Origin of the sequence: Pseudomonas sp. NFIX28, from assembly GCF_900107395.1 — a bacterium.
Taxonomy (GTDB): Bacteria; Pseudomonadota; Gammaproteobacteria; order Pseudomonadales; family Pseudomonadaceae; genus Aquipseudomonas.
In genome coordinates this window covers 51,026-77,795 of the sequence record NZ_FNPW01000017.1, presented here as the reverse complement: position 1 = coordinate 77,795, position 26,770 = coordinate 51,026, and the positions used below count along the sequence as shown (strand labels likewise).

Sequence of the window (26,770 nt, the reverse complement as noted above, 5' to 3'; positions counted from 1 at the left end):
TCTATGGCCGGCTTTCGCCCATAATCTCTGCTTTGCCCGTCCCAGAACCTTGCAGGAGCCCCATGGAGCAATTTCGCAATATCGGCATTATCGGTCGCCTGGGCAGTTCGCAGGTGCTGGACACAGTTCGCCGACTGAAAAGGTTTCTGCTCGCCCGCCACCTGCATGTGATCCTCGAAGACACCATCGCCGAAGTGCTGCCAGGCCACGGCCTGCAGACTTCGTCGCGCAAGTTGCTGGGCGAAGTCTGCGACATGGTGATCGTGGTCGGCGGCGACGGCAGCCTGCTGGGCGCGGCCCGTGCCCTGGCGCGCCACAACATCCCGGTGCTGGGGATCAACCGCGGCAGCCTGGGCTTCCTCACCGATATTCGTCCGGACGAGCTGGAAATCAAGGTCGCCGAAGTCCTCGATGGCCATTACCTGGTGGAAAACCGTTTCCTGCTGCAGGCCGAAGTGCGGCGCCACGCCGAAGCCATCGGCCAGGGCGATGCGTTGAACGATGTGGTGCTGCACCCGGGCAAATCGACGCGGATGATCGAATTCGAGATCTATATCGACGGTCAGTTCGTCTGCAGCCAGAAGGCCGACGGCCTGATCGTTGCCACGCCGACCGGCTCCACGGCCTACGCCTTGTCCGCCGGCGGGCCGATCATGCATCCCAAGCTCGACGCCATTGTGATTGTGCCGATGTATCCCCATACCTTGTCGGGAAGGCCGATCGTGGTCGATGGCAACAGCGAGCTGAAAATTGTCGTGTCCAAGGATATGCAAATCTACCCGCAGGTTTCCTGCGATGGGCAGAACCATTTCACCTGCGCCCCGGGTGACACCATCACCGTCAGCAAGAAGGCGCAGAAACTGCGCCTGATCCATCCGCTGGACCATAACTATTACGAGGTCTGCCGGACCAAGCTCGGCTGGGGCAGTCGATTGGGTGGTGGAGGCGACTGATGCTCGATCCCGCGCGTAGCTACGACCTGATCGGTGACGTGCACGGTTGCGCCCTGACCCTGGAGCACTTGCTGGACAAGCTCGGTTATCGCAAGCAGGGCGGCGTCTGGCGGCATTCGTCGCGCATGGCGGTGTTCCTCGGTGACATCATCGACCGCGGCCCACGGATCCGCGAAGCCCTGCACATCGTCCATGACATGGTTGAGGCCGGCCAGGCGCTGTGCGTCATGGGCAACCATGAATTCAACGCCCTGGGCTGGGTCACTCCGGCACCGCCCGGCAGCAGCAGGCAGTTCGTGCGCGAACACACGCCGCGTCATGCCCGCCTGATCAAGGAGACCCTGGCGCAGTTCGAACAGCACCCCAAGGACTGGCACGATTTCCTCGCCTGGTTCTACGAGATGCCGCTGTTTATCGACGCCGGGCGTTTTCGCGTGGTGCATGCCTGCTGGGACGCCGGCCTGATCGAGCCGCTGCGGGCGCAATACCCCGATGGCTGCATCGACGAGCACTTTCTCCAGGCCTCGGCGGTACCTGGCAGCTTCGCCAATAACGTGTTCGACCGCCTGCTGCGCGGCACCGACATGCGTCTGCCCCATGGCCTGACCATGACCAGCGGCGATGGCCTGACCCGTTCGTTCTTTCGCACCAAGTTCTGGGAAGACGACCCGCAGACTTACGGCGACATCGTCTTCCAGCCCGATGCGCTGCCCGAGCCGGTCGCCCGCACGCCGCTGTCATCGGCGGAAAAAAACAACCTGCTGCGCTACGGCGTCGATGAGCCATTGCTGTTCGTCGGCCATTACTGGCGCAGCGGCAAACCGGCGCCGATTCGCTCGAACCTAGCCTGCCTGGATTACAGCGCGGTGCTCTACGGCAGGCTGGTGGCTTATCGCCTGGACCAGGAAACCCGCCTGGACCCGGATAAATTCGTCTGGGTCTATGTCGAGCGGCCGGAGGAGTCCCTGCCATGAGTGCTGTTGCGGTATTGCGTCTGCCGTTGAATGTGGACCTGAGTGGCTTCGTCAAACTGTTGCAGCGCATGCAGGTGCCGCACCGGGTCAGCGAGGAAGCCGGGGAGCAGGTGCTCTGGGTGCCACATGCCATCAGCGAGGACGTGCGTTCGCTGTACGAGCGTTTTCCGGCGGGCGACCCCGAGCAGCAACTGGACATTCCCGAGGCTGGCGCCGCGATGCGTCGTCCGGGTTTCGTCGAGCAACTGCGGCATAGCCCAGCCACCGCGCTGATCCTGCTGCTGAGCCTGATCGTCGGCGCCCTGACCCTGCTCGGCGAAAACCTCGAGTCCCTGAGCTGGCTGACCTTCCTCGAGTTCCGCGTGGTCGGCGACTACATCCGCTTCACGCCCCTGGCCGACAGCCTGGCGGCGGGGCAGTGGTGGCGCCTGGTCACGCCGATGCTGATCCACTTCGGCTTCCTGCACATCGCCATGAACGGCATGTGGTACTGGGAGCTGGGGCGACGCATCGAACAGCGCCAGGGCAGCATCAACCTGCTGGGCCTGACGTTGCTGTTCAGCCTGGTGTCGAACTACGCGCAATACCTGTTCAGCGGGCCGAGCCTGTTCGGTGGCCTGTCCGGCGTGCTGTACGGCCTGCTCGGGCACTGCTGGATCTATCAGTTGCTGTCGCCCAACCCGGCGTATCGCCTGCCTCGCGGGGTCCTGGCGATGATGCTGGTATGGTTGCTGATTTGTATGTCGGGGCTGATCTCGATGATCGGCTTCGGTGAAATCGCCAACGCCGCCCACGTCGGCGGGTTGCTCGTCGGATGCCTCACAGGTTTGTTGGGCGGCTTGTACAGCCGCCGTAAACTGGCCCTCTAATGCTGGAGACCACTTATGTCGTCGTTTGTTGAAATGATTGAAAACATCACCCCGGACATCTACCAGAGCCTGAAACTGGCGGTAGAGATCGGCAAATGGTCCGATGGCCGCAAGCTCACCGCCGAGCAGCGCGAGCTGTCCCTGCAGGCGGTGATCGCCTGGGAAATGCAGAACCTGCCCGAAGAACAGCGCACCGGTTACATGGGCCCGCAGGAATGTGCGTCGAAGTCGATCGAAGTGCCGAATATCCTCTTCAAGTCGGATGCCATCCATTGATCGAGATTGGCCGTGGCTCCATCAGTAAAATGTCGGCGCGCCTGGAAGGCTCCGATGTGCAGTATGCCTTTCGCCTTGGCGACACCGAGGTGCCGGTCAATCCGTTGATCGGCAGCCCCCTGCGCCTGGAATACCTGGGGGCGATCCATTGCACCCATTGCGGGCGCAAGACCAAAACCAGCTTCAGCCAGGGTTATTGCTACCCGTGCATGACCAAGCTGGCCCAGTGCGATATCTGCATCATGAGCCCGGAACGCTGCCACTACGACGCCGGCACCTGCCGCGAGCCGTCCTGGGGCGAGCGGTTCTGCATGACCGACCACGTGGTGTATTTGGCCAACTCGTCGGGGATCAAGGTCGGCATCACCCGCGCGACGCAACTGCCGACCCGCTGGCTCGACCAGGGCGCCAGCCAGGCGCTGCCGATCATGCGCGTGGCGACCCGCCAGCAATCCGGTTTCGTCGAGGACCTGTTCCGCAGCCAGGTGGCCGACAAGACCAACTGGCGCGCCTTGCTCAAGGGCGAAGCCGAGTCGGTGGACCTGCTGCAGGTGCGCGACCAGCTGTTCGCTTCCTGCGCCGAGGGCCTGCGCGCCTTGCAGGAACGCTTCGGCCTGCAGGCGATCCAACCGGTCATCGACGTCGAGCCGATCGAAATTCGTTACCCGGTCGAGCAGTACCCGGCCAAGATCGTCAGCTTCAACCTGGACAAGAACCCGATTGCCGAGGGCACGCTGCTGGGGATCAAGGGGCAGTACCTGATCTTCGATACCGGCGTGATCAATATTCGTAAATACACGGCTTACCAGCTCGCCGTGCATCAGTAGAAGGATTCGAGCATGCGCACCGAACAACCGAAGATGATTTACCTCAAGGACTATCAGGCGCCCGAGTACCTGATCGACGAAACACACCTGACCTTCGAGTTGTTCGAGGACCACAGCCTGGTCCATGCGCAACTGGTGATGCGCCGCAACCCGGCGCATGGCGCCGGCCTGCCGCCGCTGGTGCTCGATGGCCAGCAGTTGGAGCTGCTGTCGGTGTCCCTGGGCGACCGCGAGCTGACGGCCGCGGACTACCAGCTGAGCGCCAACCACCTGACCCTGCAGCCGACCAGCGAATCCTTCACTGTCGACACCAGCGTCAAGATCCACCCGGAAAGCAACACCGCCCTGGAAGGCCTGTACAAGTCCGGCGGCATGTTCTGCACCCAGTGCGAGGCCGAGGGCTTTCGCAAGATCACCTATTACCTCGATCGCCCGGACGTGATGAGCAAGTTCACCACCACCGTGGTGGCCGAGCAGCACAGCTACCCGGTGCTGTTGTCCAACGGCAACCCGATCGCCAGCGGCCCGGGCGAAGACGGCCGGCACTGGGCGACCTGGGAAGACCCGTTCATGAAGCCGGCCTACCTGTTCGCCCTGGTGGCGGGCGACCTGTGGTGCGTCGAAGACAGCTTCACCACCATGAGCCGGCGTGAAGTCGCGCTGCGCATCTATGTCGAGCCGGAAAACATCGACAAGTGCCAGCACGCCATGACCAGCCTGAAGAAGTCGATGCGCTGGGACGAAGAGGTTTACGGTCGCGAGTACGACCTGGACATCTTCATGATCGTCGCGGTCAACGACTTCAACATGGGCGCCATGGAGAACAAGGGTCTCAATATCTTCAACTCCAGCGCCGTGCTGGCTCGCGCCGAAACCGCCACCGACGCCGCGCACCAGCGGGTCGAGGCGATCGTCGCCCACGAATACTTCCACAACTGGTCGGGCAACCGCGTGACCTGCCGCGACTGGTTCCAGCTGTCGCTCAAGGAAGGCTTCACCGTGTTCCGCGATGCCGGCTTCTCCTCGGACATGAACTCGCGCACGGTCAAGCGCATCCAGGACGTGGCCTACCTGCGCACCCACCAGTTCGCCGAAGACGCCGGCCCCATGGCCCACGCCGTGCGCCCGGAAAGCTTTATCGAGATTTCCAACTTCTACACCCTGACCGTGTACGAAAAGGGTTCGGAAGTGGTCGGCATGATCCGCACCCTGGTCGGCGCCGAAGGCTTCCGCAAGGGCAGCGACCTGTACTTTCAGCGCCACGACGGCCAGGCCGTGACTTGCGACGATTTCGTCAAGGCCATGGAAGACGCCAATGGCATCGACCTGGGCCAGTTCAAGCGCTGGTACAGCCAGGCCGGCACCCCGCGCCTGGCGGTCAGCGAGGCCTATGACGCGGCGGCCAAGACCTACAGCCTGACCTTCCGCCAAAGCTGCCCGCAAACCCCGGACAAGGTGGAAAAGCTGCCGTTCGTGATTCCGGTCGAGCTGGGCCTGCTGGACTCCAAGGGCGCGGCCATCGCCCTGCGCCTGGCGGGCGAAGCCACCGCGCAAGGCACTTCGCGGGTGATTTCGGTGACCGAGGCCGAGCAGACCTTTACTTTCGTCGACATCGCCGAGCAGCCTCTGCCGTCCTTGCTGCGCGGCTTCTCGGCGCCGGTGAAGCTGAGCTTCCCGTACAACCGCGACCAGCTGATGTTCCTCATGCAGCACGACAGCGACGGTTTCAACCGCTGGGACGCCGGCCAGCAACTGGCGGTGCAAGTGCTGCAAGACCTGATTGCCCAGCATCAGCAGGGCCAGGCACTGGTGCTCGATCAGCGCCTGGTCACCGCGCTGGGCACATTGCTGGCCGATGACAGCCTGGACCAGGCCATGGTCGCGGAAATGCTTTCGCTGCCAGGCGAGGCCTATCTGACCGAAATCAGCGAAGTGGCGGATGTCGAGGCCATTCACACCGCGCGCGAATTCGCCCGCCAGCAACTGGCCGACAGCCTGTTCGAGGCGCTGTGGAAGCGTTACCAGACCAATCGCGAGGTCTCCAAGGCCACCGCCTATGTGGCCGAGTCCGAGCACTTCGCCCGCCGCGCCCTGCAGAATATTGCGCTGTCGTACCTGATGCTGACCGAGAAGCCGCAAGTGCTGGAGGCCGCCATCGAGCAATTCGACGCCGCCGACAACATGACCGAACGCCTGACCGCGCTCGCGGTGCTGGTCAATTCGCCGTTAGAAGCGGAGAAGGCCAAGGCCCTGGCGGTGTTCGCCGAGCACTTCAAGGACAATGCCCTGGTCATGGACCAATGGTTCAACGTCCAGGCCGGCAGCACGCTGCCGGGCGGGCTGGAGCGGGTCAAGGCCTTGATGCAGCACCCGGCGTTCAATATCAAGAACCCGAACAAGGTCCGTGCCCTGATCGGCGCCTTCGCCGGCCAGAACCTGATCAACTTCCACGCGGCGGATGGCTCTGGCTATCGCTTCCTGGCCGACCTGGTGATCCAGCTCAATGGCTTCAACCCGCAGATCGCCTCGCGGCAACTGGCGCCATTGACCCGCTGGCGCAAATACGACAGCGCCCGCCAGGCGCTGATGAAAGGCGAGCTGGAACGCATCCGCGCTTCCGGCGAGCTGTCCAGCGATGTCTTTGAGGTCGTGAGCAAAAGCCTCGCCTGACGCCGGGCTTGGGCCTATGTAGGCTCGACAGCTGTAGCCGCTGCCGAGCCTGCGAGGCTGCGAAAAACCCCGCAGGGGCTTGCCTGACGGTCTCCCGTCCAGCCTCTTGCGTCCCTGCGGGCCGTTCGCAGCCTGCGGCAGCGGCTACAGGGTGGTGGTCAGGGCGCTGCTCAGGTCAGGGTGATAGTTCTGCACGCCGATGGCATGCAGGATGCCGACCCGCTCAAGCTTGGTGTGGACCTTGAGGTTGGCTTCGCACAGCTTCACCACGATCCCGCGTTTATGCAGCTGGCCAATCACTTCCTCCAGCATCTGCAAGCCCGTGATGTCCATGAACGGCACATGTCGCAGGCGAATGATCAGCACCTGCGGGTCGCTGTGGGTCTGGGCCAGGGCGCGCTCGAAAGTTTCCGCCGCGCCAAAGAACAGCGGGCCTTCGATGGTGTAGATCAGCACGCCGGGTGGCAGGCGCAATTGGCCGTTGCCCTGCAGTTCGTGCTGCAGGTCCTGTTCCACCACCTGTTGCACCTCCACCGAGGAGGCCATGCGCCGCAGGAAATGCAGCATCGCCAGAATCACCCCGATATTCACCGCGATCACCAGGTCGCTGAACACCGTGAGGGTAAAGGTGGCCAGCAGGATCGCCACATCCGCCCGCGGCGCCCGTTGCACCATGCGCTTGAAGTGGTGCAACTCGCTCATGTTGTAGGCCACCACGAACAGGATTGCCGCCAGGGCGCACAACGGGATATTGGCCGCCAGCGGCGCGAGAAACAGGATGATCAGTACTAGGACCAGCGCATGGGTAATGCCCGCCAGCGGGCTGCTGCCGCCGTTGCGGATGTTGGTGGCGGTGCGGGCAATGGCTCCGGTGGCGGCGAAACCGCCAAACAGCGGGGTGGCCAGGTTGGCGATGCCCTGGCCGATCAGTTCCTGGTTGGAGTCGTGGCGGGTGCCTGCCATGCCGTCGGCCACCACTGCCGACAAGAGCGATTCGATGGCGCCGAGCATGGCGATGGCGAAGGCCGGGCCGATCAGGTCCAGCACCCGGGGCAGGCTGATTTCGGGCAACTGCAACGCCGGCAAGCCCTGGGGAATGCCGCCGAAGGCACTGCCGATGGTGGCCACGCCGTCGAACTGGAACAGTGACTGCAGGGCGGTGGCCAGGGTCATGGCGACCAGGGGCGCCGGCAGGCGTTTGAGCTGGGGGACCCTGGGCACGCCCCACAGCAGCGCCAGGCTGAGCAGGGCCAGCAGGGTAGTGGCCAGGTGCAGGTCGGGCAGGGCTTGCAGCAAGTGCCAGAGCTTCTGATGAAAGTGCTCGCCGCCGACGGCGGGCAGGCCGAAGAAGTCCTTCCACTGGCTGACCCAGATAATCACCCCGATCCCGGCGGTAAAGCCGAGTATCACCGGGTCCGGGATGAACTTGATCAAGGCCCCCAGGCGACTGATGCCGAGCAGGAACAAGATGATCCCGGCCATCATGGTCGCCAGTTGCAGGCCGTCGACCCCGTATTTGGCGGTGACCCCGGCCAGAATCACGATAAAGGCTCCGGTGGGGCCGGCGATCTGCAAGCGGCTGCCGCCGAACAGCGACACCAGCAGGCCGCCGACGATGGCGGTGTAGATCCCCTGTTCGGGCTTGACCCCGGAGGCGATGGCAAACGCCATGGCCAGGGGCAGCGCCACCACGCCGACAATCACCCCGGACACCAGGTTGCGGGCCCAGTGCGCACGCCCCAGCAACCCGGCTTTCCACGCCTCGCGTATGGCAATCATGATTCACTCCTGAGGTCCGGCTCGCAAACCGCGCAGCTCATCATAGCCAAAGCCGGCGAGCGCGGGCCCATACCCGGATCAGTCTTTGCGCGACTAGCTGCACGGGCCCTGGGCAAGCAAGGGAGTGGATTTCGCGGTGGCTTCGCTGCCGCCTCGACTACGCTTCGTACGCCAAGCCAGTATCGATCAGGCCTGCGAATGCCGAAATATTCAGGTCCCAGGCTTGGGGGCGGTGGTTAACAAAAGATAACGTGGTGTCGATTGTCAGAAGTTTCTAAAGCCCGATAGGATAGGTCTGCTTCCGAAGGGGCTCTAGATTGCAGGTTTCAGGACGGTGTCCGGAATCGCCAGTCGATCGGCACGCCCTGAACGGCGCCCTGTAAAGGTTGAACGACCTAACAATAATAAATGGGGGAGAGGTCTATGAGTGAGCCTGTCATGGGTGTGAGTTCCTGCCGCCCGCCGGCCTTGCGCAGATTTGCGTTGCTGGCTACAGCGCTCTCGCTGTTGGGAGTCGCCCTGTTGCCGGCTCCCGTCCAGGCCGCTGCGTCTGCGGCGGACACTGTCTATTCCACCGAATCGGCCAAGGCCAGCAAGGGCTTGATGCTCGATGTCGTGCATGCCGGTTCGCGCCTGGTCGCCGTCGGCGATCGTGGGCACATTCTCTATTCCGACGACCAGGGCCAGACCTGGATCCAGGCCAAGGTGCCGACCCGCCAACTGCTGACCGCGGTGTATTTCGTCGACGCCAAGCATGGCTGGGCCGTCGGCCACGATGCCCAGGTGCTCGCCAGCGAAGACGGCGGCCTGACCTGGACCAAGCAATTCGAAGACCTCAAGCGCGAAGCGCCGCTGCTGGACGTGTGGTTCCAGGACACCAGCAACGGTTTTGCCGTGGGTGCCTATGGCGCGCTGCTGGCCACCACCGACGGTGGCAAGACCTGGGAAGACGCCAGCGACCGCCTGGACAACGAAGACCAATACCACCTCAACGCGATCGCCGCGGTGAAGGATTCCGGCCTGTTCATCGTCGGCGAGCAGGGCAGCATGTTCCGCTCCGCCGACTGGGGGCAGACCTGGGAGCGCCTCGAAAGCCCTTATGAAGGTTCGTTCTTCGGCGTGATCGGCACCGCGCAGCCCGCCACGCTGCTGGCTTACGGCCTGCGCGGCAACCTCTATCGCTCCACGGATTTCGGCGGCACCTGGGAGCAGGTCGAGCTCAAGGCGGCACGCGGCAGCCTGGAGTTCGGCTTGTCCGGCGCCACGCTGCTGGAGGACGGCTCGCTGGTGATCGTCGGCAACGGCGGCAGCGTGGTGCGCAGCACCGACAACGGCGTGACGTTCAGCGTCTACAACCGTCCGGACCGGATCTCCCTGGCAGCGGTGACCGCGGCCGGCAATGGCAACCTGATTCTGGCGGGGCAGGGCGGTGTGCGCTCGACCTCGCCGAATGGCGCCGATCTCGGAAAATAATCAGGGCAAGCAAGCCGGGCCAATAATAAGAAGGCGGGAACACTTCCATGACCAGTCATCAAACCGACAAGGCGACGTTTCTCGAACGTCTGATCTTCAACAACCGCCCGGCAGTGATCGTGATCTGCCTGCTGGTCAGCGTCTTCCTGTTCTGGCAGGCGACGCTGATCAAGCCGTCTACCAGCTTCGAGAAAATGATCCCGCTCGAGCATCCCTTCATCGAGAAGATGATGGAGCATCGCAACGACCTGGCGAACCTGGGCAACACCGTGCGCATCTCGGTGGAGGCCAAGGACGGTGACATCTTCACCAAGGAATACATGGAGACGCTGCGGCAGATCCACGACGAGGTGTTCTACATCTCCGGCGTCGACCGCTCGGGCCTCAAGTCGCTGTGGAGCCCCAGCGTGCGCTGGACCGAGGTGACGGAGGAAGGCTTCGCCGGCGGCGAAGTGATCCCGCAGAGTTACAACGGCTCGGCCGACAGCCTCGACCTGCTGCGCAACAACGTGCTCAAGTCGGGGCAGGTCGGGCGCCTGGTGGCCAACGACTTCAAGTCGAGCATCGTCGACATTCCGCTGCTGGAGTCCTACCCGGACCCGGAAGACCAGGGCAAGCTGCTGGCCCTGGACTACCAGAAATTCTCCCACCAGCTTGAAGAGAAGATCCGCGACAAGTTCGAGGTGCAGAACCCCAATGTGAAGATTCACATCGTCGGTTTCGCCAAGAAGGTCGGCGACCTGATCGACGGCCTGATCATGGTGGTGATGTTCTTCGGCGTCGCCTTCCTTATCACCCTGGTGTTGCTGTACTGGTTCACCTGGTGCATCCGCAGCACCATCGCCGTGCTCATCACCACCCTGGTGGCGGTGGTCTGGCAGCTGGGCCTGATGCACGCCGTGGGTTTCGGCCTCGACCCGTATTCGATGCTGGTGCCGTTCCTGATCTTCGCCATCGGCATTTCCCATGGCGTGCAGAAAATCAACGGTATCGCCCTGCAATCGAGCGGCGCCGACAACGCCCTGACCGCCGCCCGGCGCACCTTCCGCCAGCTGTTTTTGCCGGGGATGATCGCGATCCTCGCCGACGCCGTGGGCTTCATCACGCTGTTGATCATCGACATCGGGGTGATTCGCGAACTGGCCATCGGCGCGTCCATCGGCGTGGCGGTGATCGTGTTCACCAACCTGATCCTGCTGCCGGTGGCGATTTCCTATGTCGGCATCAGCAAGCGGGCGATCGAGCGCAGCAAGAAGGACGCCACCCGCGAGCATCCGTTCTGGCGCCTGCTGTCGAACTTCGCCAGCCCGAAAGTCGCGCCGGTCTCGATCTTCCTGGCCTTGCTGGCCTTCGGTGGCGGCCTTTGGTACAGCCAGAACCTGAAGATCGGCGACCTCGACCAGGGCGCGCCGGAACTGCGCCCGGACTCGCGCTACAACAAGGACAACAACTTCATCATCAACAACTATTCCACCAGTTCCGACGTGCTGGTGGTAATGGTCAAGACCGCATCCGAAGGCTGCTCGCGCTACGAAGCCATGGCGCCGATCGACGAACTGATGTGGAAGATGCAGAACACCGAGGGCGTGCAGTCGGCGATTTCCCTGGTGACCGTGTCCAAGCAGATGATCAAGGGCATGAACGAGGGCAACCTGAAATGGGAAACCCTGTCGCGCAACCCGGACGTGTTGAACAACTCCATCGCCCGGGCCGATGGCCTGTACAACAACAATTGCTCGCTGGCGCCGGTGCTGATCTTCCTCAACGACCACAAGGCCGAGACCCTCGACCGCGCGGTGCATGCGGTGCAGGAATTCGCCAAGGAGCACAACAAGGAAGGCCTGGAATTCCTCCTGGCGGCCGGTAACGCCGGGATCGAGGCAGCCACCAACGAAGTGATCAAGAAGTCCGAGCTGATCATCCTGGTGCTGGTGTACATCTGCGTGGCGGTCATGTGCATGATCACCTTCCGCTCCTGGGCGGCGACCCTGTGCATCGTCCTGCCGCTGGTGCTGACCTCGGTGCTGGGCAACGCGCTGATGGCGTTCATGGGCATCGGCGTCAAGGTCGCGACCTTGCCGGTGGTGGCGCTCGGGGTGGGGATCGGCGTGGACTACGGGATCTATATCTACAGCCGCCTGGAAAGCTTCCTGCGTGCCGGCCTGCCGTTGCAGGAAGCCTACTACCAGACCCTGAAATCCACCGGCAAGGCGGTGCTGTTCACCGGCCTTTGCCTGGCCATCGGCGTGGCGACCTGGATCTTCTCGGCCATCAAGTTCCAGGCCGACATGGGCCTGATGCTGACCTTCATGCTCCTGTGGAACATGTTCGGCGCGCTGTGGCTGCTGCCGGCACTGGCGCGGTTCCTGATCAAGCCGGAAAAACTGGCGGGGCAGAAGGGCAGCTCGCTGTTCGCCCACTAAGCCCTCCAGGCTCCAAGCAAAACCGCGACCCAGGTCGCGGTTTTTTTATGCCCGTCTCCGTGACCTGTAGCCGCTGCCGAGCTCGCGAGGCTGCGATCGACCGGCACGGTCGCAGCGGTCTTCCGGGCCCAGGAGGGCCTCCGGCCCTGGCGCAGGCTTCGCCAGCGGCTACAAGGTTTGTAGCAATGGGGCGCGCGAACTTTGTAGTGCCACTACAGCCGCGCCGCGCCGGACCCGTTATCATGGCCGCTTTCCATTGCTGACTGATGATCATGACTGCCGCAACAGACACCTTGCTCACTGCCCTCCAAGCCTGCGACATGCTGGAAATCGACGGGCTGCACGCCTTCGACTTCACCCTTGACGACCAGCGCCTGCTGATCGAATGCATGGACGGTCGCGCGGCCAAGCGCTGGAGCTTCAGCCTGGCCCAGGTCAACGCCGCGACCTTCGACGACACCCTGCAGAGCTGGACCATCGTCGGCGATTCCGGTGAGCACCGCCTGGTGTGCATGAGTGCTTTCAGCGCCCGTAACGATGAGGAGGATGAACATGAGGATGCGTAACTTCTGGCCATTGCTGATGGCCGGCAGTGTCGGCGCCATGGCCGTGCAGGCCGCGCCGGTCGAGACCCAGGAAGTGCTGGTCGGCTCCTACACCCAGGGCCAGAGCGAGGGCATCTACCGCCTCAAGTTCGACGTCCGCACCGGCAAGATCGACGCTAAACCTCTGCAGGTGGTCAAGAGCGCCAACCCGTCGTGGCTGACCCTGTCCAAGGACCAGAAGCAACTGTTCGTGGTCAATGAAAACGGGCCAGGGCAAGCCGACGCGATTGGCCGGGTCAGCAGTTTCAGTATCGAAGCCAAGAGCCGCAAGCTGAACCCGATCAGCCAGGTGCAGAGCCTGGGCAACGAGCCGACGCATTCGAGCCTGAGCGACGATGGCCGTTACCTGTTCGTCAGCAACTATTCGGTGGCCGAAGATCCGGGCGGCAGCCTGGCGGTCTTGCCAGTCGGCACCGACGGCAAACTGTCGCCGGTGGTCCAGCTCAGCAGCCACCCGGGCAGCCGGGCCAACCCCGAGCGCCAGGCCTCGGCCCACGTGCATTCGGTGGTGTCGTCGCCGGACGGCCAATTCGTGTTCGCCAGCGACCTGGGCGCGGACAAGGTCTTTATCTACCGCTACGACCCCAAGGCCAACGCCGAACATCCACTGATCGCGGCCGAGCCGGCATTCGTCGAGCTGCCGCCGGGCAGCGGCCCACGGCACTTGCTGTTCAGCGCCGACGGCAAGCACGCCTACCTGACCCTGGAAATGAGCGCCCAGGTGGCGATGTTCGATTACCAGGACGGCAAGCTGACCCAGAAGCAGATCCTCGACTTGACCAACGGCGGCAAGGACAAGAAGTCGGCGGGTGCGCTGCATGCCTCTAAGGACGGCAAGTACCTGTACGTGAGTAACCGCGGCAAGGCCAATCAGCTGCTGGTATTTGCCATCGACGAGGCCACAGGCCAGCTCAAGGAAATCCAGCGCCGCTCGGTGGAGGGCGATCATCCTCGTGAGTTCAGCCTCGACCCGAGCAACAAGTACGTGCTGATCGGCAACCAGAAGAGCAACGAGATCGTGGTGATCGAGCGCGACGCCAAGACCGGATTCCTCGGCAAGACCGTGCAAAAACTGCCGTTCGATTCACCCAGCGATATCAAGTTCCTGGTGCGTCAATAGGCCGCAGGCCCCGGCTGCCGGGGCCTGAGCCGTTCTATTAATGACGCTGATATCTGCTACTGCTGGAAAAGATTTCAACCCGCCAACCCTCGGGCGTAGTTTTGCTTCACGGCCCGGCGCATCAAGGCTTCCGGGCAAACAAGCCGACTGCATACGAGGGTTTATCCAATGAATTTCAATCTCTTCTCCGTGATCGCCGCTTCCGCCATTTCCGCCACCGTGGCCCTGCCAGCCAGCGCCAACGTGGAAATCCGCGAGAAAAAATCCGCGACCCACACCTACACCCAGAAATACCTGCAACAAAGCGCCAACTTCTACGCCGCGCTGGATCACAAGATCCAACACTGAAACTCCCCACAACACCCAGGTATGCAGGAGCGAAGTCACTGGCTTCCCTGAATGGCTTGTCCATCCAGCGAACCGGCAGTGATGTCGCTCCTGCATCACCTGTATGCGACGTTTTCCCCCATGCCAGGCAAATTAGCTTGGTAATGTCATATCGCCATATGTTTAAATTTGACGCTAATTTATTGACCCCTCTTTTCCAAGGATCGACAGCATGGCGATGCGTCTGGCAGTGGTTCTTCTGTTCCTCTATTCCACCCCGATTCTCTCGGCTGCCCAGCCTGTCGAAGGCGAGCCGGAAACTTCCCGCGAGCGCATGCTGACCCTGCTGCAGGATTGATGGGCCGGGCTAACGATCAATCCAACTGATGGTGACTATGCACCGAGGTGGTTTCTGCGGCGGGCGTTTTTAACGGATTCTGTGAGCACTGAAACACGCCCACGGAGACCATCATGGCCCGCTCGATTCTCACCTCTGCCAAGCGCGGCGCCTATGTCGCCATCGGCTTGTACCTGGCCATGGTCCTCCTGGTCAGCCTCTCGGCCCAGACCCCATCGGTGGCGCAACCGCCGATCCACGTCGCTTACCCGGCCATCCAGTTCGAACACCGCGCGCAAGCCGCCGAGCACTCCATGGATGCGGGAGTGGCGCTGCTATGAAAGGACGCAGGTTCTGGGTCATTGCCTTCCTGGCGTTCATGACCAATGGCGCGTCCTTGCTGGGGATAGGGCAGGGCTCGGCGGGCTCGCTGGCCCGCGCCATCGAATGCAATCACAACATTGCCCACAACATTGAAACCGCCAAGGCCCAGGGCCTGTTGGCCGGCAACCCGCCAGCCAAGCCCAAGGCCGCCTACTTCGGCCCGTTCAGCGTCGATTGCTCGGCGTTGCAGATGTGCAGCGTGCTGGCCTGAATGCAACTCTCGAAACAACACAATCTTCTGTAGGAGCGAAGCTTGCTCGCGATAGCCGCGCAGCGGCGATGTATCCGTCATACCGCGTTATCGTTGCGGTTTTTTTCGCGAGCAAGCTTCTCTCCTACGGAATGGGCGCAGGTTCAGGCCTTGGCCATCACCTGGGTGAACAGCTCCGACTCCAGGAACCGCTGCAACCAGCGCTGCAAATGCGGGTAAGGCGCCTGCGCGAACCACTCGCGATCGACATGGGCGAACTGCCGCACGAAAGGCGCCAGGGCCATGTCCGCCAGGCACGGATGATCCGCCAGCAAGTAGTCGCGCTGGCTCAACAGTTCATCCAACTGCTGTAGAAATACTTCTCCCTGGCCGCGGTAATGCTCCATCGGCTGCTCGGGATAACGCTCGGCGTATTTGTAACGATTGAGGTGCTGCTTGAACACCTGGTCGTTTTCCGCGATCAGCGCCTCGATCCGTTGTTGGCCCGGCCCATCATCCTTCAATAGCCAGTCCTGCGGATCGTGCTGGGCCAGGGCCCAGCGCATGATGTCCAGGCTTTCGTCGATCACTCGACCGTCGACGTTGAGCACCGGCACCGTGCCCTTGGACGATAGCGCCAGCATCGCCGCCGGCTTGGCCTTGAGGCTGACTTCGACTATCTCCAGCGGCACCCCGCTGTAGCGCAGCGCGAGACGGGCGCGCATGGCATAGGGGCAGCGGCGGAACGAATACAGGGTATTCATTTCACCTCCAGGGTGCTCAAGCCGTTGCCCTGGCGCCGCACCTGGATCTGTACCGGAATCCGCTCGTGCATCTCCTGTACGTGGGAAATCACCGCCACCTTGCGCCCTTGGGCCTGCAAGCCATCGAGGGCGTCCATCGCCAGTTGCAGGGATTCCGGGTCGAGGCTGCCGAAGCCTTCGTCGATAAACAGCGACTCGATCTTCAACGTGCTGGACGCCATGGACGCCAGGCCCAGGGCCAGCGCCAGGGACACCAGGAAGGTCTCGCCGCCGGACAGCGAGTGCACCGAGCGCAGTTCATCGCCCATTTCCGTGTCCATCACCAGCAGGCCGAGCATGCTGCCGCCGCGCTTGAGGCGATAGCGCCGCACCAGCTGGCGCAGTTGCGCGTTGGCGTGATGCACCAGCAGATCGAGGTTGTAGGCCTGGGCGATCTTGCGGAAGGTGTCGCCGCTGGCCGAGCCGATCAAGGCATTGAGCCGCGCCCAGCGCTGCCATTCGGCGTAGGCCTGGGCGATCTGTTCGCCCAGCGCCTGGTTGGCATCCTGGCGGCGCTGGTCTTCGGTCTGCTGGGCGCGCAGTTCGGCGCTCAGTTGTTCGCTGGCGGCCAGTTGGTTGTGCAGCTCGGCCAGGGCGCTGGTCAGTTGTTCGGCATCGAGCTGGCCATCGTGCCGGGCCTGATGGCTATGCAAACGCTGCTCGCGTTCGGTGACCAGGACCTTGGCCTGTTCCACCGCTTTTTCGCACTCTTGCAGCTGCTGGCGCAGCGCGGCGACTTGCTGGTCGTCGAGGCTGAGCAGTTGCTCCAGCGCGCCGTCGTCCAGCTCCGGGTGTTGCTGGCGCCAGTCGGCGATCTTGCTGCCCAGTTCCTGCTGCTCGGCTTCCAGGGCCTGCAGCCGTTCCTCCTTGCCTTGCAGTTCCGCGCCCAGCTGCACCAGCAGGCTGCGGACTTGCTGCAATTGCTGGTTGGCCAGCACCTCGGCGGCGCGCGCCTGTTCCACCGCTTGTTCCAGATGCTGCTGCCATTGCTCGGCGCTCGGCTGCTCACCGAGCAGTTGCGCGAGCTTGTCGCGGGCGGCTTGCTGTTGCTCGGCCAGGGCATTGAATTGCTCCTGGGCGGCTTGCAGTTGCTGCATGCGGGTTTGCTGGCGGTCCTGTTCCTTGTCCAGCGCCAGTTGGCGCTGTTGCTGCTCCTGTTGTTCTTCCTTCTGCTGGTCGAGCTGCTCCAGGCGCTGCATGACCTGCTGGTCGATCTGCATGAAGGTCGCGGCCGGATCGTTGCGCAGGGCTTCGAGGGTATCGGCCGGCAGCAAGGTGGCGAAGGCTGCCAGCTCTTCTTCCAGGCGCTGGCGGTCCGCACCCAGTTGCTGTTGCTGCTGGGTCAGGTGCTGCGTGGCTTCCTGGCTGGCCTCGATCGCTGCCTGCAGTTGCTGTTGCAGGCGTCCGGCGTCCTTTTGCAGTTTCAGCAGCGCGCCTTGGCGCTGTTCGTCTTGCTGGATGCTCTGGTGCAACTGGCCCAGTTGCTGGTTCAGCCAGGCCTCGCGCTTGCCGGCGTTCTGGTCGAGCAGCGCCGCCGCCAGCGGATGGGCCTCGATGCTCGGCGCCAACGCCTGTTGCTGGCTCGCCAGTTGCTCCTGCTGCTGGAGAAATTCCTTTTGCTGGGCGATCAGGCCGCCCACCTGGCTGCGCAGTTCGGCGAGTTTTTCCTTGAGTTCATCCACCGCCTTGCGCGCGTTGGCTTCTTCGCTTTCGTCATGGCGGCCCAGGCTCTGCAACAGCGCCTCGGGCTGATGATAAGGATGCTCGTGGCTGCCGCAGACCGGGCAGGGCTGATCGTCCTGCAACTGCTCGCGCAGCTCTTCGACGCTGGCACTGCGCGCCAGGCGCTGGCGCTCCAGCAGTTGCTGGGTCACCGCCAGGGTCTGTTCGGCGACGGTCAGTTCGGCCTTGGCCTGCAGGCCGACCCGGTTCAGTTCTTCGCGCTGGAGGGCCACGGCCTGCTGCTTGTCGGCCAGTTCCGCGCCGCGCTTGTCCAGGTCCTGCTGGCTGGCCCACAGCCGCGCCAGTTCTTCGAAGGCGCGCTGTTGCTTGCGGTTGTCCTGCAGCAGGTCGCTGAGGATCTGCAACTGTTCGGCCACCGCCTGGGGCTCGGCGCCGGCTTCGCTGTACAGCACTTGCAGTTCATCGCGTTGCGCGGCCAACTGCTGCGCGGCGCTGGCGGCCCGTTGTTGCAGGCCGGGCAGTTCTTCCTGGCCCTTGTTCAGCCGGTTGCCGGCCAGCATCAGCTGTTGCAGGCGATCGCGGTAGGCGTTCCAGGCATCGCTCAGCGGCGCCAGGTGAGTGCTGTGTTCCAACTGTTCGGCAATCCGTTGCAGGCGCTCGCCCACCAGCCGCTGCTGTTCGAGCATGGCCTGGATCGCCTGCTGGCCTTGCTCGCTGGCCTGTTGCAGCTTGTCCTTGAGCTCGCCGGCTTCGCCGCAGCTCTTGCCCAGATGGGCGAGGGTGCTTTGCTCGGCAAAGGCCTCGCGCAGCAGCGGGGCGCTGGCGCTCTGCTGTTCCTGGGCAGCGAGCAACGCGGCCTGGGCCGTACCCAACTGCTGCTCCAGTTCGCCCTGGCGTTGCTGTTCTGCGCCTTGTTGCTGACGCTGTTGCCGGATCTGTTCGCGCAGCGGCGTCAATTGCTGGTTCAGCTCCACCTGTCGGGCGAACTGATGGCGCTGCGGCGCCAACTGCTCCAGCCGAGCCAGCCGGGTGCGCTCGCTGGCCAGGCCATTCCAGGCCGTTTGCGCCTGTTGCAATTGCTCGGCGGCGCTCTGCTGCTGCTCCTGCAATTGCTGCAATTCCTTGAGCCAGCCGTGTTGCAGCTCCAGCTGCTTGAGCTGCGCCTGCTGGGCCTTGAGCTGCTGCTGGGCGGCGTCGAAGCGCTGGTCCAGTTCGGCGCGCACCTCAGGCTCCAGCGGGGTGATGCCGCTGGCCTGGGCCTTGAGGGTCTTGTGTTGCTCCTCGGCTTCCTTGCTCTTGCTGTAGGCGCGCCGCCCGAGCTGGCTGTAGATCGAGGTGTTGGTGAGCTTTTCCAGTAGCTCGCTGCGTTCCTTGTCGTCGGCCTTGAGGAAGGCGCTGAACTCGCTCTGGGCCAGCATCACCGCGCGGGTGAACTGCTCGAAATTGAGCCCCAGCTTGGCTTCGATCAATTGCTCGTAGTCGCGCTTCTGGCTGGCCAGCAGTTGATTGCTATCCAGATCATGCAGGCTCTGCTTGCTGGCCTGCAGCTTGCCGTTGGCTTTGTCCCGGGCGCGGTTGGTTTCCCAGCGCGCGCGATAGCGATGGCCGTCGATGCCGACGAAGTCGACCTCGGCGTAACCGCTGCCGGTGCCGCGACGCAGCAGGGTGCGCGGGTCGCTGGTGAGCATTTCGCTGTCGACCTCCGGCACCTTGGTTTCGCGGCCGATATTGTTCAGCCGCGGCACCGCGCCGAACAGCGCCAGGCACAGGGCGTCGAGCAGGGTGCTCTTGCCGGCGCCGGTGGGCCCGGTAATGGCGAACAGCCCGGCGCTGGCCAGGGGCTCGGCGGTGAAGTCGATTTCAAAGGGGCCGGCCAGGGAGGCCAGGTTTCTCAGGCGGATGGCAAGAATCTTCATGGCTGCTCCTCCTCGTGCTGCACTTCCTGGAGCAGTTGCGCAAAGTCCTTGAGGGTCTGTTCGTCCACTTCGCTGCCGTAGCTGTCCAGCCAGGCGCGGCTGAACAGGTCCTGCGGGCTGAGCTGGTCGAGCTCCACCAGCTGCGCGGCGCCGTCATCGCCCTCGCGGCCTCCGTTGCCGGCGTATTCGGCGGCGATCCGCACCAGGCGCACGGCCTTGCCCTGCAGGGCGCTTTCCACTTGCTGGCGCAGGTCCGGCTGCGGCTCGTCCAGGCGCACCCGCACTTCCAGCCAGGGCTGGCGCTGTTCTTCGGCCAGCAGGTCGATGTCCGGCAACTCGGCCAGTTGCAGCAGGATCTCCGCCAGCGGTACCGGGCCCAGGCGTTGCAGGTTGACCGCGCGCGGGACCAGCCGCGGTTCGACGCTGACCAGGGTTTCGCCGTCGAGCTGGATATCGAGGATCTGATGCTGGTAGCTGATCTCGGAGAACGACAGCGGTATCGGCGAACCGCTGTAGCGGATGCGCTCCTCGCCGTTGACCTTCTGCGGCTTGTGCAGATGCCCCAGGGCCACGTAGCTGATGCTCGGGCCGAACAGACTGGCGGGCAGGGCCTCGGCGTTGCCGATGATCAAGCTGCGCTCGGAGTCCTCCGACACCGAACCACCGGCCATATGCGCGTGGCTGATGGCGACCAGCGCCTGGCCCGGCTGGCGCTTGGCGTTGGCCGCGGCGATCAGCCATTCATGCACCTGGCCGATGCCCCGCAGGTAATCGTCGCCTAGATGCGCTCCGGTGACTTCCGCCGGGCGCAGGAACGGCAGCGCCAGGCACCAACCGGCAATCGCGCCGCTGGCATCCGGCAACGGCAGCAACAGACGCTCGCTGTCCAACTGCCCATCGTCCAGCCACAACACCCGGCCCAAAGCGTGGGTGCGCAGACGCCGCATCAAAGGCGCCGGCAACTCGATGCGCGAGCCGGAGTCATGGTTGCCGGCGATCATCACAATGGTCAGGCCGGGCTGCTGTTCATGGGCGCTGACAATAAAGTCGTACAGCCGCTCCTGGGCTTTGACCGGCGGGTTGACCGTGTCGAAGATATCGCCGGCAATCAGCAGCACATCAGGGCTGTGCAGCGCCAGCTGGCGCAACAGCCATTCAAGAAAGCAGGCATGCTCGAAATCGCGTTCCTGGCCATGGAGGTTCTGCCCCAGGTGCCAGTCGGAGGTGTGAAACAGACGCAAGGCAAACTCCGCAAACAATCAGGTGAGCCGCAGGGAAGAGGAGCGCGGCGTGAGGGGGGAGAGTTTACTGGCAAATGGGGTGTGGGGTTTGCTTGGATGCCGAATAGCGGTGCCGTTTGGCGACAGTCAAAAGTTGGCGTTCGGCAAGATAGCTCTTGAGTCATGGGGCGACGCTTGCGCTGCTTGGCCGCCAAATAACTTTAGGTTTAAAGTCAACTTTAAGGTCAATGGTTTTTTGGGTGGGAATATGAGAATTGGCGAACTGGCGAAAATCAGCGGGTTGGCGCCTTCACGCATCCGCTTCTACGAAGCGAGAGGCTTGATCAAATCCGTCGAGCGCAAAGCCAACGGGTATCGGGACTACGCACCTGACACCGAGTGGGTGCTGGAGATCATCACCGGGGCACAGGCGGCAGGTTTTTCGCTGGAGGAGATCCACCAGTTACTGCCTATGAATGCCAACGGATGGCAGCATGAAGAGTTGCTGAGTGGGCTCAAGCGCAAGGTCGAGGAAATCGAAATCCTCCAGCAACGGCTGGCGCAGAATAAAGCCCAGCTACTGCTTGTGATCGAGGGTGTCGAGAGTAAGCCCGAGGGCATGGGCTGTGCGGACAACACGCAATTGTTGTTGCATCGTCTGCGTGAAGAAGGCGGGGTGCCGGCTTCAGGCCGCCGTAATGGTGCGTCTTCCAAGTAACACGCAACCTGTCAGGCTGATGAGGCCTGACAGGCTTAAAAAGCCATGATCCTTTGATCAGTGCATGCCAGCCAGGGTAACGAGTGGTTTTGGCGCGTAGAGCGCGCTTTGGAACTCAGGCACATATTCGTACTTCAGCATTTTCCCGAGCTGCAAGGAGCGAATGTAGTTCGACAGGCTACCGTCGCCCAGCGTGAGGGTCGCCGAATCCGCGCTCCGGCTGGAGCCATGGCTGAGCTGGCGGGAAACGGCATACCCATAGGCCAATTGGCCCTTGTGATCGAGATTGGTGAAGCTGCTGGTGACGATATCAATGTCGCTGGACAGGTCATCGAGCTTCTTCGCGGTGAAGGACACGTCCACTTTGCCGGTCTGGCTGTCGGTAATGTCATAGGTCACCGATTTGGCATCCTCTTTTCGCTCAATACCTGTCAGCCATTTCGGCAGGTTATAACCGACGACACCGCGAACCCGCGCAAGCTCGGTATTGACCGGCAGCTTGAGCACATAACCCCAGAAATCTCCGGACATCGACTGGCCAATCAGCGTGAAGGGGCCCAGGTTGGCCTTGCCAGGCTTGTTGGTGATGATCGATAGGGCGACTTCGTTATAGGCGTCGTTATCGCAGTGCTCGTAGGTATAGGCGGTAAACGCGATCAAGCCCCGGCCTGGCCAGACTTGCAGGGGTTGGACGGTGGCCAGCACCTCGGCCGGCATCAGCGCCCGAAGCCTGTCCAGGTCTGCCGTATAGACAGCGGTCACGCGACTGTTCTGGTAGTAGAAGTTCGGGGAGTAGGACTCAAAGCCGATGTCGACCCTGGTCTTCTCCAGCCCTTTGAACCAGCTCAAATCAACGCCCGGGACTTCTGCGGCAATCACCGACAAGGGAGGGTTGGAGCGAAAGCGGTCGTACAAGCCGCCCTTGACCACGGGCACCTGATGGCCCGCGATATCGATCAGGGTGCTGTCGGTCTGGCTGGGCATTTCAGGCATCCCCGCCAATGCATGATTGGCAAACGTGTTTAAAAGCAATCCTGTTAAAACGGCTGCACTTGCGAGTTTCAATGGGTTTCTCTCCAGGTGATTGCATCTGACTCGATGGCGTCGACCAGAGAATTTCGCTGAGCACTCGATGCGCTCGATATCTCACGCCATTCACGCCAGCCGAAATTCGCCAGGGCAGGCTTTTGAAAGCCGCCGAAAATCACCTTAACGTTAAACTGAACTTTAAGGTCAAGCGCCGTGAGCTGGCTTTTTTCGTTGGCTTTCAGCGTGCCGTTTGCAATGGCTCAGCGAGTTTTATTGCCAGCGGAGAGCAAGGCCATCACGGCTTCAGCCACGGCCCTGGGCGACTGCGGGTTCTGCCCCGTCACCAGGCGGCCATCGGTGATGGCAAATGGGGTGAATGGCAGCCAGGCCTTGCGGTAACGCGCACCCTGGCCGACCAGTCTGTCCTCGAGGAAGAAGGGAACCTGGTTCTTCATGCCCGAAAGCAGCTCTTCGCGATTCGAGAAACCGGTGATGTTTCTGTTCTTGATAAGTGCCTGGCCTTGCTCGTCCTTGAGATCCAGCAGTCCCGCCACGCCATGGCAGACCGCCGAGACAATGCCGCCTTGGTTGTAGATCTTCTCGGCGACACGACGCAGGTCCGGGTTGTCGGGAAAGTCCCACATCACACCGTGGCCCCCGGTGAAATAGATGACGCTGAAGCGGGAGGGGTCGATGTCGGCGATCGGTATTGTGTTGTTCAGGCGAGCGCGAAACGCCGGTGACTGCAAATGCTCACGGGCGGCCTTGTCCATGTAGAGCCAACCGAGGCTGCGCTCGTCCAGCGGAACCGCTCCGCCCTTGGGGCTGGCAAAAACCGTCGTATAACCGGCGGCCTCGACGACATCCGTGAAATGCGTCAGCTCGGTCAACCACAGCCCCGTGGTGTCGGTTCGTGAGGGATAGCTGGCGTGATTGGTCATGATCACCAGTATCTGGCGATCCTTCGGCATTGCAGTGGAAGGGTTGGTTTCAGCATTTGCAAAAGTCATGAATACACCGCCTATCAATACCAACGCACAAGAAACAAGGGTCTTCAACATCATCCGGGCTCCGACAGTCATGCAGTGCCAGTCATGCTCACCTTGAACCATGCTTTAAGGTCAATCCCCATATTTCCAAAAAGTTTCCGTGGGCGCTGGCGCGGTTCTGCTTGACTCTAAACCTGACTTCAACGTTAGCGTCTGGCGCCGATTGGGCAAGAACGCACTTAACCATCCAGTCAGGAGCCACAGCATGAGCCAGCAAGACCACCCCGTGACGCAGATGAAATGGATGATCTATGGCGCCTACGGTTATACCGGCGAGCTGATCGCTCGCGAAGCCGTCAAGCGTGGGCTCAGGCCGGTGCTGGCGGGGCGCAGCCGCGACAGGATCGAACCCTTGGCCCGGGAGCTGGGGCTTGAGGCACGTATTTTCGGGCTGGATGACGAGGTGCGACTGCTGGCCCAGATCAAGGGCCATGGCTTGGTCTTGCATTGCGCGGGGCCGTTTTCGGCGACCGCCGCACCGATGATGGACGCTTGCTTGCGGGCCAATTCGCATTACCTGGACATCACCGGCGAGATTGCCGTGTTCGAACACGCCCAGTCCCTGCATGAGCGTGCGCAAGCGGCGGACGTGGTGATTTGCCCCGGGGTCGGCTTCGACGTGATCCCCACCGACTGCGTCGCCGCTGCACTCAAGGCCGCGCTGCCGGATGCAACGCACCTGGCCTTGGGGTTCGATTCGCGCTCCAGCTTGTCGCCGGGCACGGCCAAGACTTCAATCGAAGGCATGGCCCAGGGCGGCAAGATACGCCGCGAGGGCAAAATCGTCTCCGTACCCCTGGCCTACCGGGTGCGTCGTATCGATTTTGGCGCTGGCGAGAAGCTTGCCATGACCATTCCCTGGGGCGATGTTTCCACGGCCTATCACACCACCGGCATTGCCAATATCGAGGTGTTCGTGCCGGGCTCCGCCGGTATGGTTCGCGGCGCCAGGTTCGCCAACCTGATTCGCCCGCTGCTGGGTTTGTCGTTCGTGCAGAAGCGGCTCAAGGCCCACATCGGCAAGACCGTGATCGGCCCGGATGACGAAAAGCGTGCCGACCAGGGCACCTATGTCTGGGGCGAAGCCCGTAACGCTCGCGGCGATTGCAAGGTGGCGCGCGTGCACACCGCGAATGTCTACAGCCTGACGATCTACGGTGCGCTGACCGTGGTCGACTACCTGTTACAGGCGCGCCCGGCAGGCGGTGCCTACACGCCCGCGAGGTTGCTGGGCGCCGATCTGGTGACGCGCTTGCCGGGATCAGGCGCCTTGAACATCGAATAGGCGGTGTTCGATGAAACTGTCGGATGCAGTTGAAAAAAAGCTATTGACCTTCAAGTTCACTTCAAACTTAGGCTGGTCCCACGTCAAATGAGGGACTGCCCATGAATGTGTTCGACACCCTGATGCTCCCCAATGGTTCGACCATCAAGAACCGTATCGCCAAAGCCGCCATGGAAGAGAACATGGCGGACGCCGACCAGGCGCCTTCCGAAGAACTGATGCGCTTGTATCAGGCCTGGGCCGATGGTGGCGCCGGGCTGATCATCACAGGCAACGTGATGGTCGATGGCCGTGCCATGACCGGGCCGGGCGGCGTGGTGCTGCAGGATGACCAGCAACTGGACAAGTTTCGGCGCTGGGCGCGGGTCGGTCGGTCCGGCGGTGCGCAGTTCTGGCTGCAGATCAATCATCCCGGCCGTCAGATGCAGGCCAGTCTTGGGCAGAAAACCTGGGCTCCGTCAGCCATACCGCTGCAGCTGGGCAAAATGTCCAAGCATTTCGCCACGCCCCATGCGATGACTCCCAGCATGATCGAAGAGGTCATCCAACGCTTCGCGCGCACGGCGCGCCTCGGTGAAGAAGCCGGTTTCACCGGCGTGGAAATCCACGCGGCCCATGGCTATCTGTTGAGCCAGTTCCTGTCGCCGTTGAGCAACAAGAGAACGGACGAGTGGGGCGGCTCCCTGGAAAACCGGGCACGCCTGCTGCTTGAGATTGTCACGGCGGTACGGGCCGTGGTTTCCCCAGGCTTTGCGGTGGCGGTCAAACTCAACTCGGCCGATTTCCAACGCGGAGGGTTCACCGCCGATGACGCCAGGCAAGTGGTTGAACGGCTCAATGATCTGGAGGTGGACCTGGTCGAGCTATCCGGTGGCAGCTACGAAGTGCCGGCCATGCAAGGCGAGGCGCGCGATGGTCGCACTCTGGCGCGTGAGGCCTATTTCGTCGAGTTTGCCCGTGACATCCAGACCGTCGCCAGGATGCCGGTGATGGTTACCGGCGGAGTGCGCCGGCGTCCCATTGCCGAAATGGTCGTGCAGAGTGGCGTAGACATGGTCGGCATCGGAACGGCTTTGGCCATCGATCCTTACCTGCCTCGGGATTGGCTTGTGGGTAAAGACAACGCTCCGCAACTGCCGCCAATCACCTGGAAAAACAAGACCATCGCGTCCTTGGCCAACATGGCAGTCGTCAAGTTTCAGCTGCGCAAACTCAGCCAGGACAAAAAGCCCTATCCAGGGGTGTCACCGTTACGCGCGCTGCTCTTGCAACAGCTCGCCACGGCCTGTCGCACCCGCCAATACCGACGGTGGATAGAACGACGTTCGATGTGATTCGATGCCCATTTCAACCGCAAAGGCTCAAGGGTGAAATCCACTTTGGAGGTAACTGACAGCGTCCGCTTTTTGGCCGAAAGCGCACCGTCAGTGCTACTCACACCCGCGCCAACAGTCGCAGGAAGATCTTTTCAACCAGGTTCCTGCACCCCTGCCAGGCAGCACCCAGCTTGGGTTTTTCGTACTGTTCGAACAACTCGAAGCGCTCCAGGCTCGCTCCGGTAGCGCGCAGCGCCAGGGAGTCGGGTAGGGCCAGTTGGGACAGGGTGGCATCGAGCTCTCGGTAGGGCTGGCTCGACTGGATCAGCCAGCCCAACTCAGTCTGCTCGGCGTTGCAGAACAACAACTGGCAAGTCGCATTCAGCTCTTGGTCAAGAATCGAGTTCAGTCGCTCACGCAGGTGGGCGGTGGGTTGGAGGGAGCTGCTGTGCAAATGGGTGACGAGCAGAAAGCGGGCACTGGAGGAGATGATCAAAATTTGCGGCCTGCCTCGACGGGGGAGAGCGGCGATTAGCTCACTCTC

Annotated in this window: 24 protein-coding genes; 17 read left to right on the top strand and 7 right to left on the bottom strand. The window is 62.5% G+C overall.

Going from position 1 to position 26,770, the window contains the following annotated elements; all coding sequences use genetic code 11:
- The first annotated feature begins 62 nt into the window (after nucleotides 1-62).
- The 6 genes from BLV20_RS26185 to pepN are packed head-to-tail and all read left to right on the top strand — an operon-like array spanning nucleotide 63 to nucleotide 6,569.
- Nucleotides 63-953 carry an NAD(+) kinase gene (locus tag BLV20_RS26185; protein WP_092305315.1) on the top strand — a complete coding sequence of 297 codons (891 nt, stop codon included), beginning with the start codon at nucleotides 63-65 and terminating at the stop codon, nucleotides 951-953.
- Entirely contained in the window at nucleotides 950-1,927 is a 978-nt protein-coding gene (locus tag BLV20_RS26180; protein ID WP_175540269.1) for a metallophosphoesterase, read from the top strand. Before BLV20_RS26185 ends, BLV20_RS26180 begins: the two co-directional genes overlap by 4 nt.
- Nucleotides 1,924-2,796: a rhomboid family intramembrane serine protease gene (locus tag BLV20_RS26175; protein ID WP_092305313.1), complete on the top strand. Its 873-nt coding sequence runs from the start codon at nucleotides 1,924-1,926 to the stop codon at nucleotides 2,794-2,796. The genes BLV20_RS26180 and BLV20_RS26175 overlap by 4 nt, the downstream gene beginning before the upstream one ends.
- 15 nt (nucleotides 2,797-2,811) lie before the next feature.
- Nucleotides 2,812-3,072 (top strand): YeaC family protein, encoded by a 261-nt coding sequence (locus BLV20_RS26170; protein WP_092305312.1) that lies wholly within the window; start codon nucleotides 2,812-2,814, stop codon nucleotides 3,070-3,072.
- The gene (locus BLV20_RS26165) at nucleotides 3,069-3,899 is read left to right on the top strand and encodes a DUF2797 domain-containing protein (RefSeq protein WP_092305311.1); all 831 of its coding nucleotides are present in this window, start codon (nucleotides 3,069-3,071) and stop codon (nucleotides 3,897-3,899) included. The genes BLV20_RS26170 and BLV20_RS26165 overlap by 4 nt, the downstream gene beginning before the upstream one ends.
- 12 nt (nucleotides 3,900-3,911) lie before the next feature.
- Nucleotides 3,912-6,569: an aminopeptidase N gene (gene pepN / locus BLV20_RS26160; protein WP_092305310.1), complete on the top strand. Its 2,658-nt coding sequence runs from the start codon at nucleotides 3,912-3,914 to the stop codon at nucleotides 6,567-6,569.
- Between the two features lie 144 nt (nucleotides 6,570-6,713).
- Here pepN and BLV20_RS26155 read toward each other — a convergent pair whose 3' ends face one another.
- Nucleotides 6,714-8,348: a SulP family inorganic anion transporter gene (locus tag BLV20_RS26155; RefSeq protein WP_092305309.1), complete on the bottom strand. Its 1,635-nt coding sequence runs from the start codon at nucleotides 8,346-8,348 to the stop codon at nucleotides 6,714-6,716.
- Nucleotides 8,349-8,771: 423 nt separating this feature from the next.
- On the opposite strand from BLV20_RS26155, the gene BLV20_RS26150 reads away from it, so the two are divergent.
- The 8 genes from BLV20_RS26150 to BLV20_RS26120 all read left to right on the top strand — a co-directional run bounded on the left by BLV20_RS26150 (nucleotide 8,772) and on the right by BLV20_RS26120 (nucleotide 15,228).
- Complete coding sequence (locus tag BLV20_RS26150) at nucleotides 8,772-9,821, top strand: WD40/YVTN/BNR-like repeat-containing protein (RefSeq protein ID WP_092305308.1); 1,050 nt, start codon at nucleotides 8,772-8,774, stop codon at nucleotides 9,819-9,821.
- Between the two features lie 47 nt (nucleotides 9,822-9,868).
- The gene (locus BLV20_RS26145; protein ID WP_092305307.1) at nucleotides 9,869-12,244 is read left to right on the top strand and encodes an efflux RND transporter permease subunit; all 2,376 of its coding nucleotides are present in this window, start codon (nucleotides 9,869-9,871) and stop codon (nucleotides 12,242-12,244) included.
- Nucleotides 12,245-12,516: 272 nt separating this feature from the next.
- Nucleotides 12,517-12,810, top strand: a complete 294-nt coding sequence (locus tag BLV20_RS26140; protein WP_038579469.1) for a DUF5629 family protein — start codon at nucleotides 12,517-12,519, stop codon at nucleotides 12,808-12,810.
- Complete coding sequence (locus tag BLV20_RS26135; RefSeq protein ID WP_092305306.1) at nucleotides 12,797-13,969, top strand: lactonase family protein; 1,173 nt, start codon at nucleotides 12,797-12,799, stop codon at nucleotides 13,967-13,969. Before BLV20_RS26140 ends, BLV20_RS26135 begins: the two co-directional genes overlap by 14 nt.
- Before the next feature lie 168 nt (nucleotides 13,970-14,137).
- Entirely contained in the window at nucleotides 14,138-14,317 is a 180-nt protein-coding gene (locus tag BLV20_RS26130) for a hypothetical protein (RefSeq protein WP_092305305.1), read from the top strand.
- Nucleotides 14,318-14,528: 211 nt separating this feature from the next.
- Complete coding sequence (locus BLV20_RS31835) at nucleotides 14,529-14,654, top strand: hypothetical protein (protein WP_256577876.1); 126 nt, start codon at nucleotides 14,529-14,531, stop codon at nucleotides 14,652-14,654.
- Nucleotides 14,655-14,767: 113 nt separating this feature from the next.
- Nucleotides 14,768-14,974, top strand: coding sequence for a hypothetical protein (locus BLV20_RS26125; protein ID WP_092305304.1), 207 nt, complete (start codon nucleotides 14,768-14,770; stop codon nucleotides 14,972-14,974).
- Nucleotides 14,971-15,228: a hypothetical protein gene (locus BLV20_RS26120; RefSeq protein WP_092305303.1), complete on the top strand. Its 258-nt coding sequence runs from the start codon at nucleotides 14,971-14,973 to the stop codon at nucleotides 15,226-15,228. Before BLV20_RS26125 ends, BLV20_RS26120 begins: the two co-directional genes overlap by 4 nt.
- A 143-nt stretch (nucleotides 15,229-15,371) precedes the next feature.
- Here BLV20_RS26120 and BLV20_RS26115 read toward each other — a convergent pair whose 3' ends face one another.
- From BLV20_RS26115 to BLV20_RS26105, 3 genes are read right to left on the bottom strand one after another with little or no spacing between them, the layout of a single operon-like run.
- Nucleotides 15,372-15,971 (bottom strand): glutathione S-transferase, encoded by a 600-nt coding sequence (locus tag BLV20_RS26115; RefSeq protein ID WP_092305302.1) that lies wholly within the window; start codon nucleotides 15,969-15,971, stop codon nucleotides 15,372-15,374.
- Nucleotides 15,968-19,609, bottom strand: coding sequence for an AAA family ATPase (locus tag BLV20_RS26110; protein WP_092305301.1), 3,642 nt, complete (start codon nucleotides 19,607-19,609; stop codon nucleotides 15,968-15,970). Before BLV20_RS26110 ends, BLV20_RS26115 begins: the two co-directional genes overlap by 4 nt.
- On the bottom strand, nucleotides 19,606-20,850 hold the full coding sequence (locus BLV20_RS26105; protein ID WP_092305300.1) for an exonuclease SbcCD subunit D C-terminal domain-containing protein: 1,245 nt from the start codon (nucleotides 20,848-20,850) through the stop codon (nucleotides 19,606-19,608). The genes BLV20_RS26110 and BLV20_RS26105 overlap by 4 nt, the downstream gene beginning before the upstream one ends.
- Nucleotides 20,851-21,097: 247 nt before the next feature.
- On the opposite strand from BLV20_RS26105, the gene BLV20_RS26100 reads away from it, so the two are divergent.
- Nucleotides 21,098-21,547 (top strand): MerR family transcriptional regulator, encoded by a 450-nt coding sequence (locus BLV20_RS26100; protein ID WP_092305378.1) that lies wholly within the window; start codon nucleotides 21,098-21,100, stop codon nucleotides 21,545-21,547.
- 57 nt (nucleotides 21,548-21,604) lie between these two features.
- On the opposite strand, the gene BLV20_RS26095 is transcribed toward BLV20_RS26100, so the two are convergent.
- Entirely contained in the window at nucleotides 21,605-22,612 is a 1,008-nt protein-coding gene (locus BLV20_RS26095) for an acetoacetate decarboxylase (ADC) (RefSeq protein ID WP_092305299.1), read from the bottom strand.
- Nucleotides 22,613-22,836: 224 nt separating this feature from the next.
- Nucleotides 22,837-23,640 (bottom strand): type 1 glutamine amidotransferase domain-containing protein, encoded by an 804-nt coding sequence (locus BLV20_RS26090; protein WP_092305298.1) that lies wholly within the window; start codon nucleotides 23,638-23,640, stop codon nucleotides 22,837-22,839.
- Between the two features lie 190 nt (nucleotides 23,641-23,830).
- On the opposite strand from BLV20_RS26090, the gene BLV20_RS26085 reads away from it, so the two are divergent.
- Together BLV20_RS26085 and BLV20_RS26080 are read left to right on the top strand one after the other, a co-directional pair.
- The gene (locus BLV20_RS26085; RefSeq protein WP_092305297.1) at nucleotides 23,831-24,910 is read left to right on the top strand and encodes a saccharopine dehydrogenase family protein; all 1,080 of its coding nucleotides are present in this window, start codon (nucleotides 23,831-23,833) and stop codon (nucleotides 24,908-24,910) included.
- A gap of 101 nt (nucleotides 24,911-25,011) precedes the next feature.
- Complete coding sequence (locus BLV20_RS26080; protein ID WP_092305296.1) at nucleotides 25,012-26,244, top strand: NADH:flavin oxidoreductase/NADH oxidase family protein; 1,233 nt, start codon at nucleotides 25,012-25,014, stop codon at nucleotides 26,242-26,244.
- Between the two features lie 100 nt (nucleotides 26,245-26,344).
- Here the strand turns inward: BLV20_RS26080 and BLV20_RS26075 are convergent, their stop codons facing one another.
- Nucleotides 26,345-26,722 (bottom strand): hypothetical protein, encoded by a 378-nt coding sequence (locus tag BLV20_RS26075; RefSeq protein ID WP_092305295.1) that lies wholly within the window; start codon nucleotides 26,720-26,722, stop codon nucleotides 26,345-26,347.
- Between the last annotated feature and the right edge of the window lie 48 nt (nucleotides 26,723-26,770).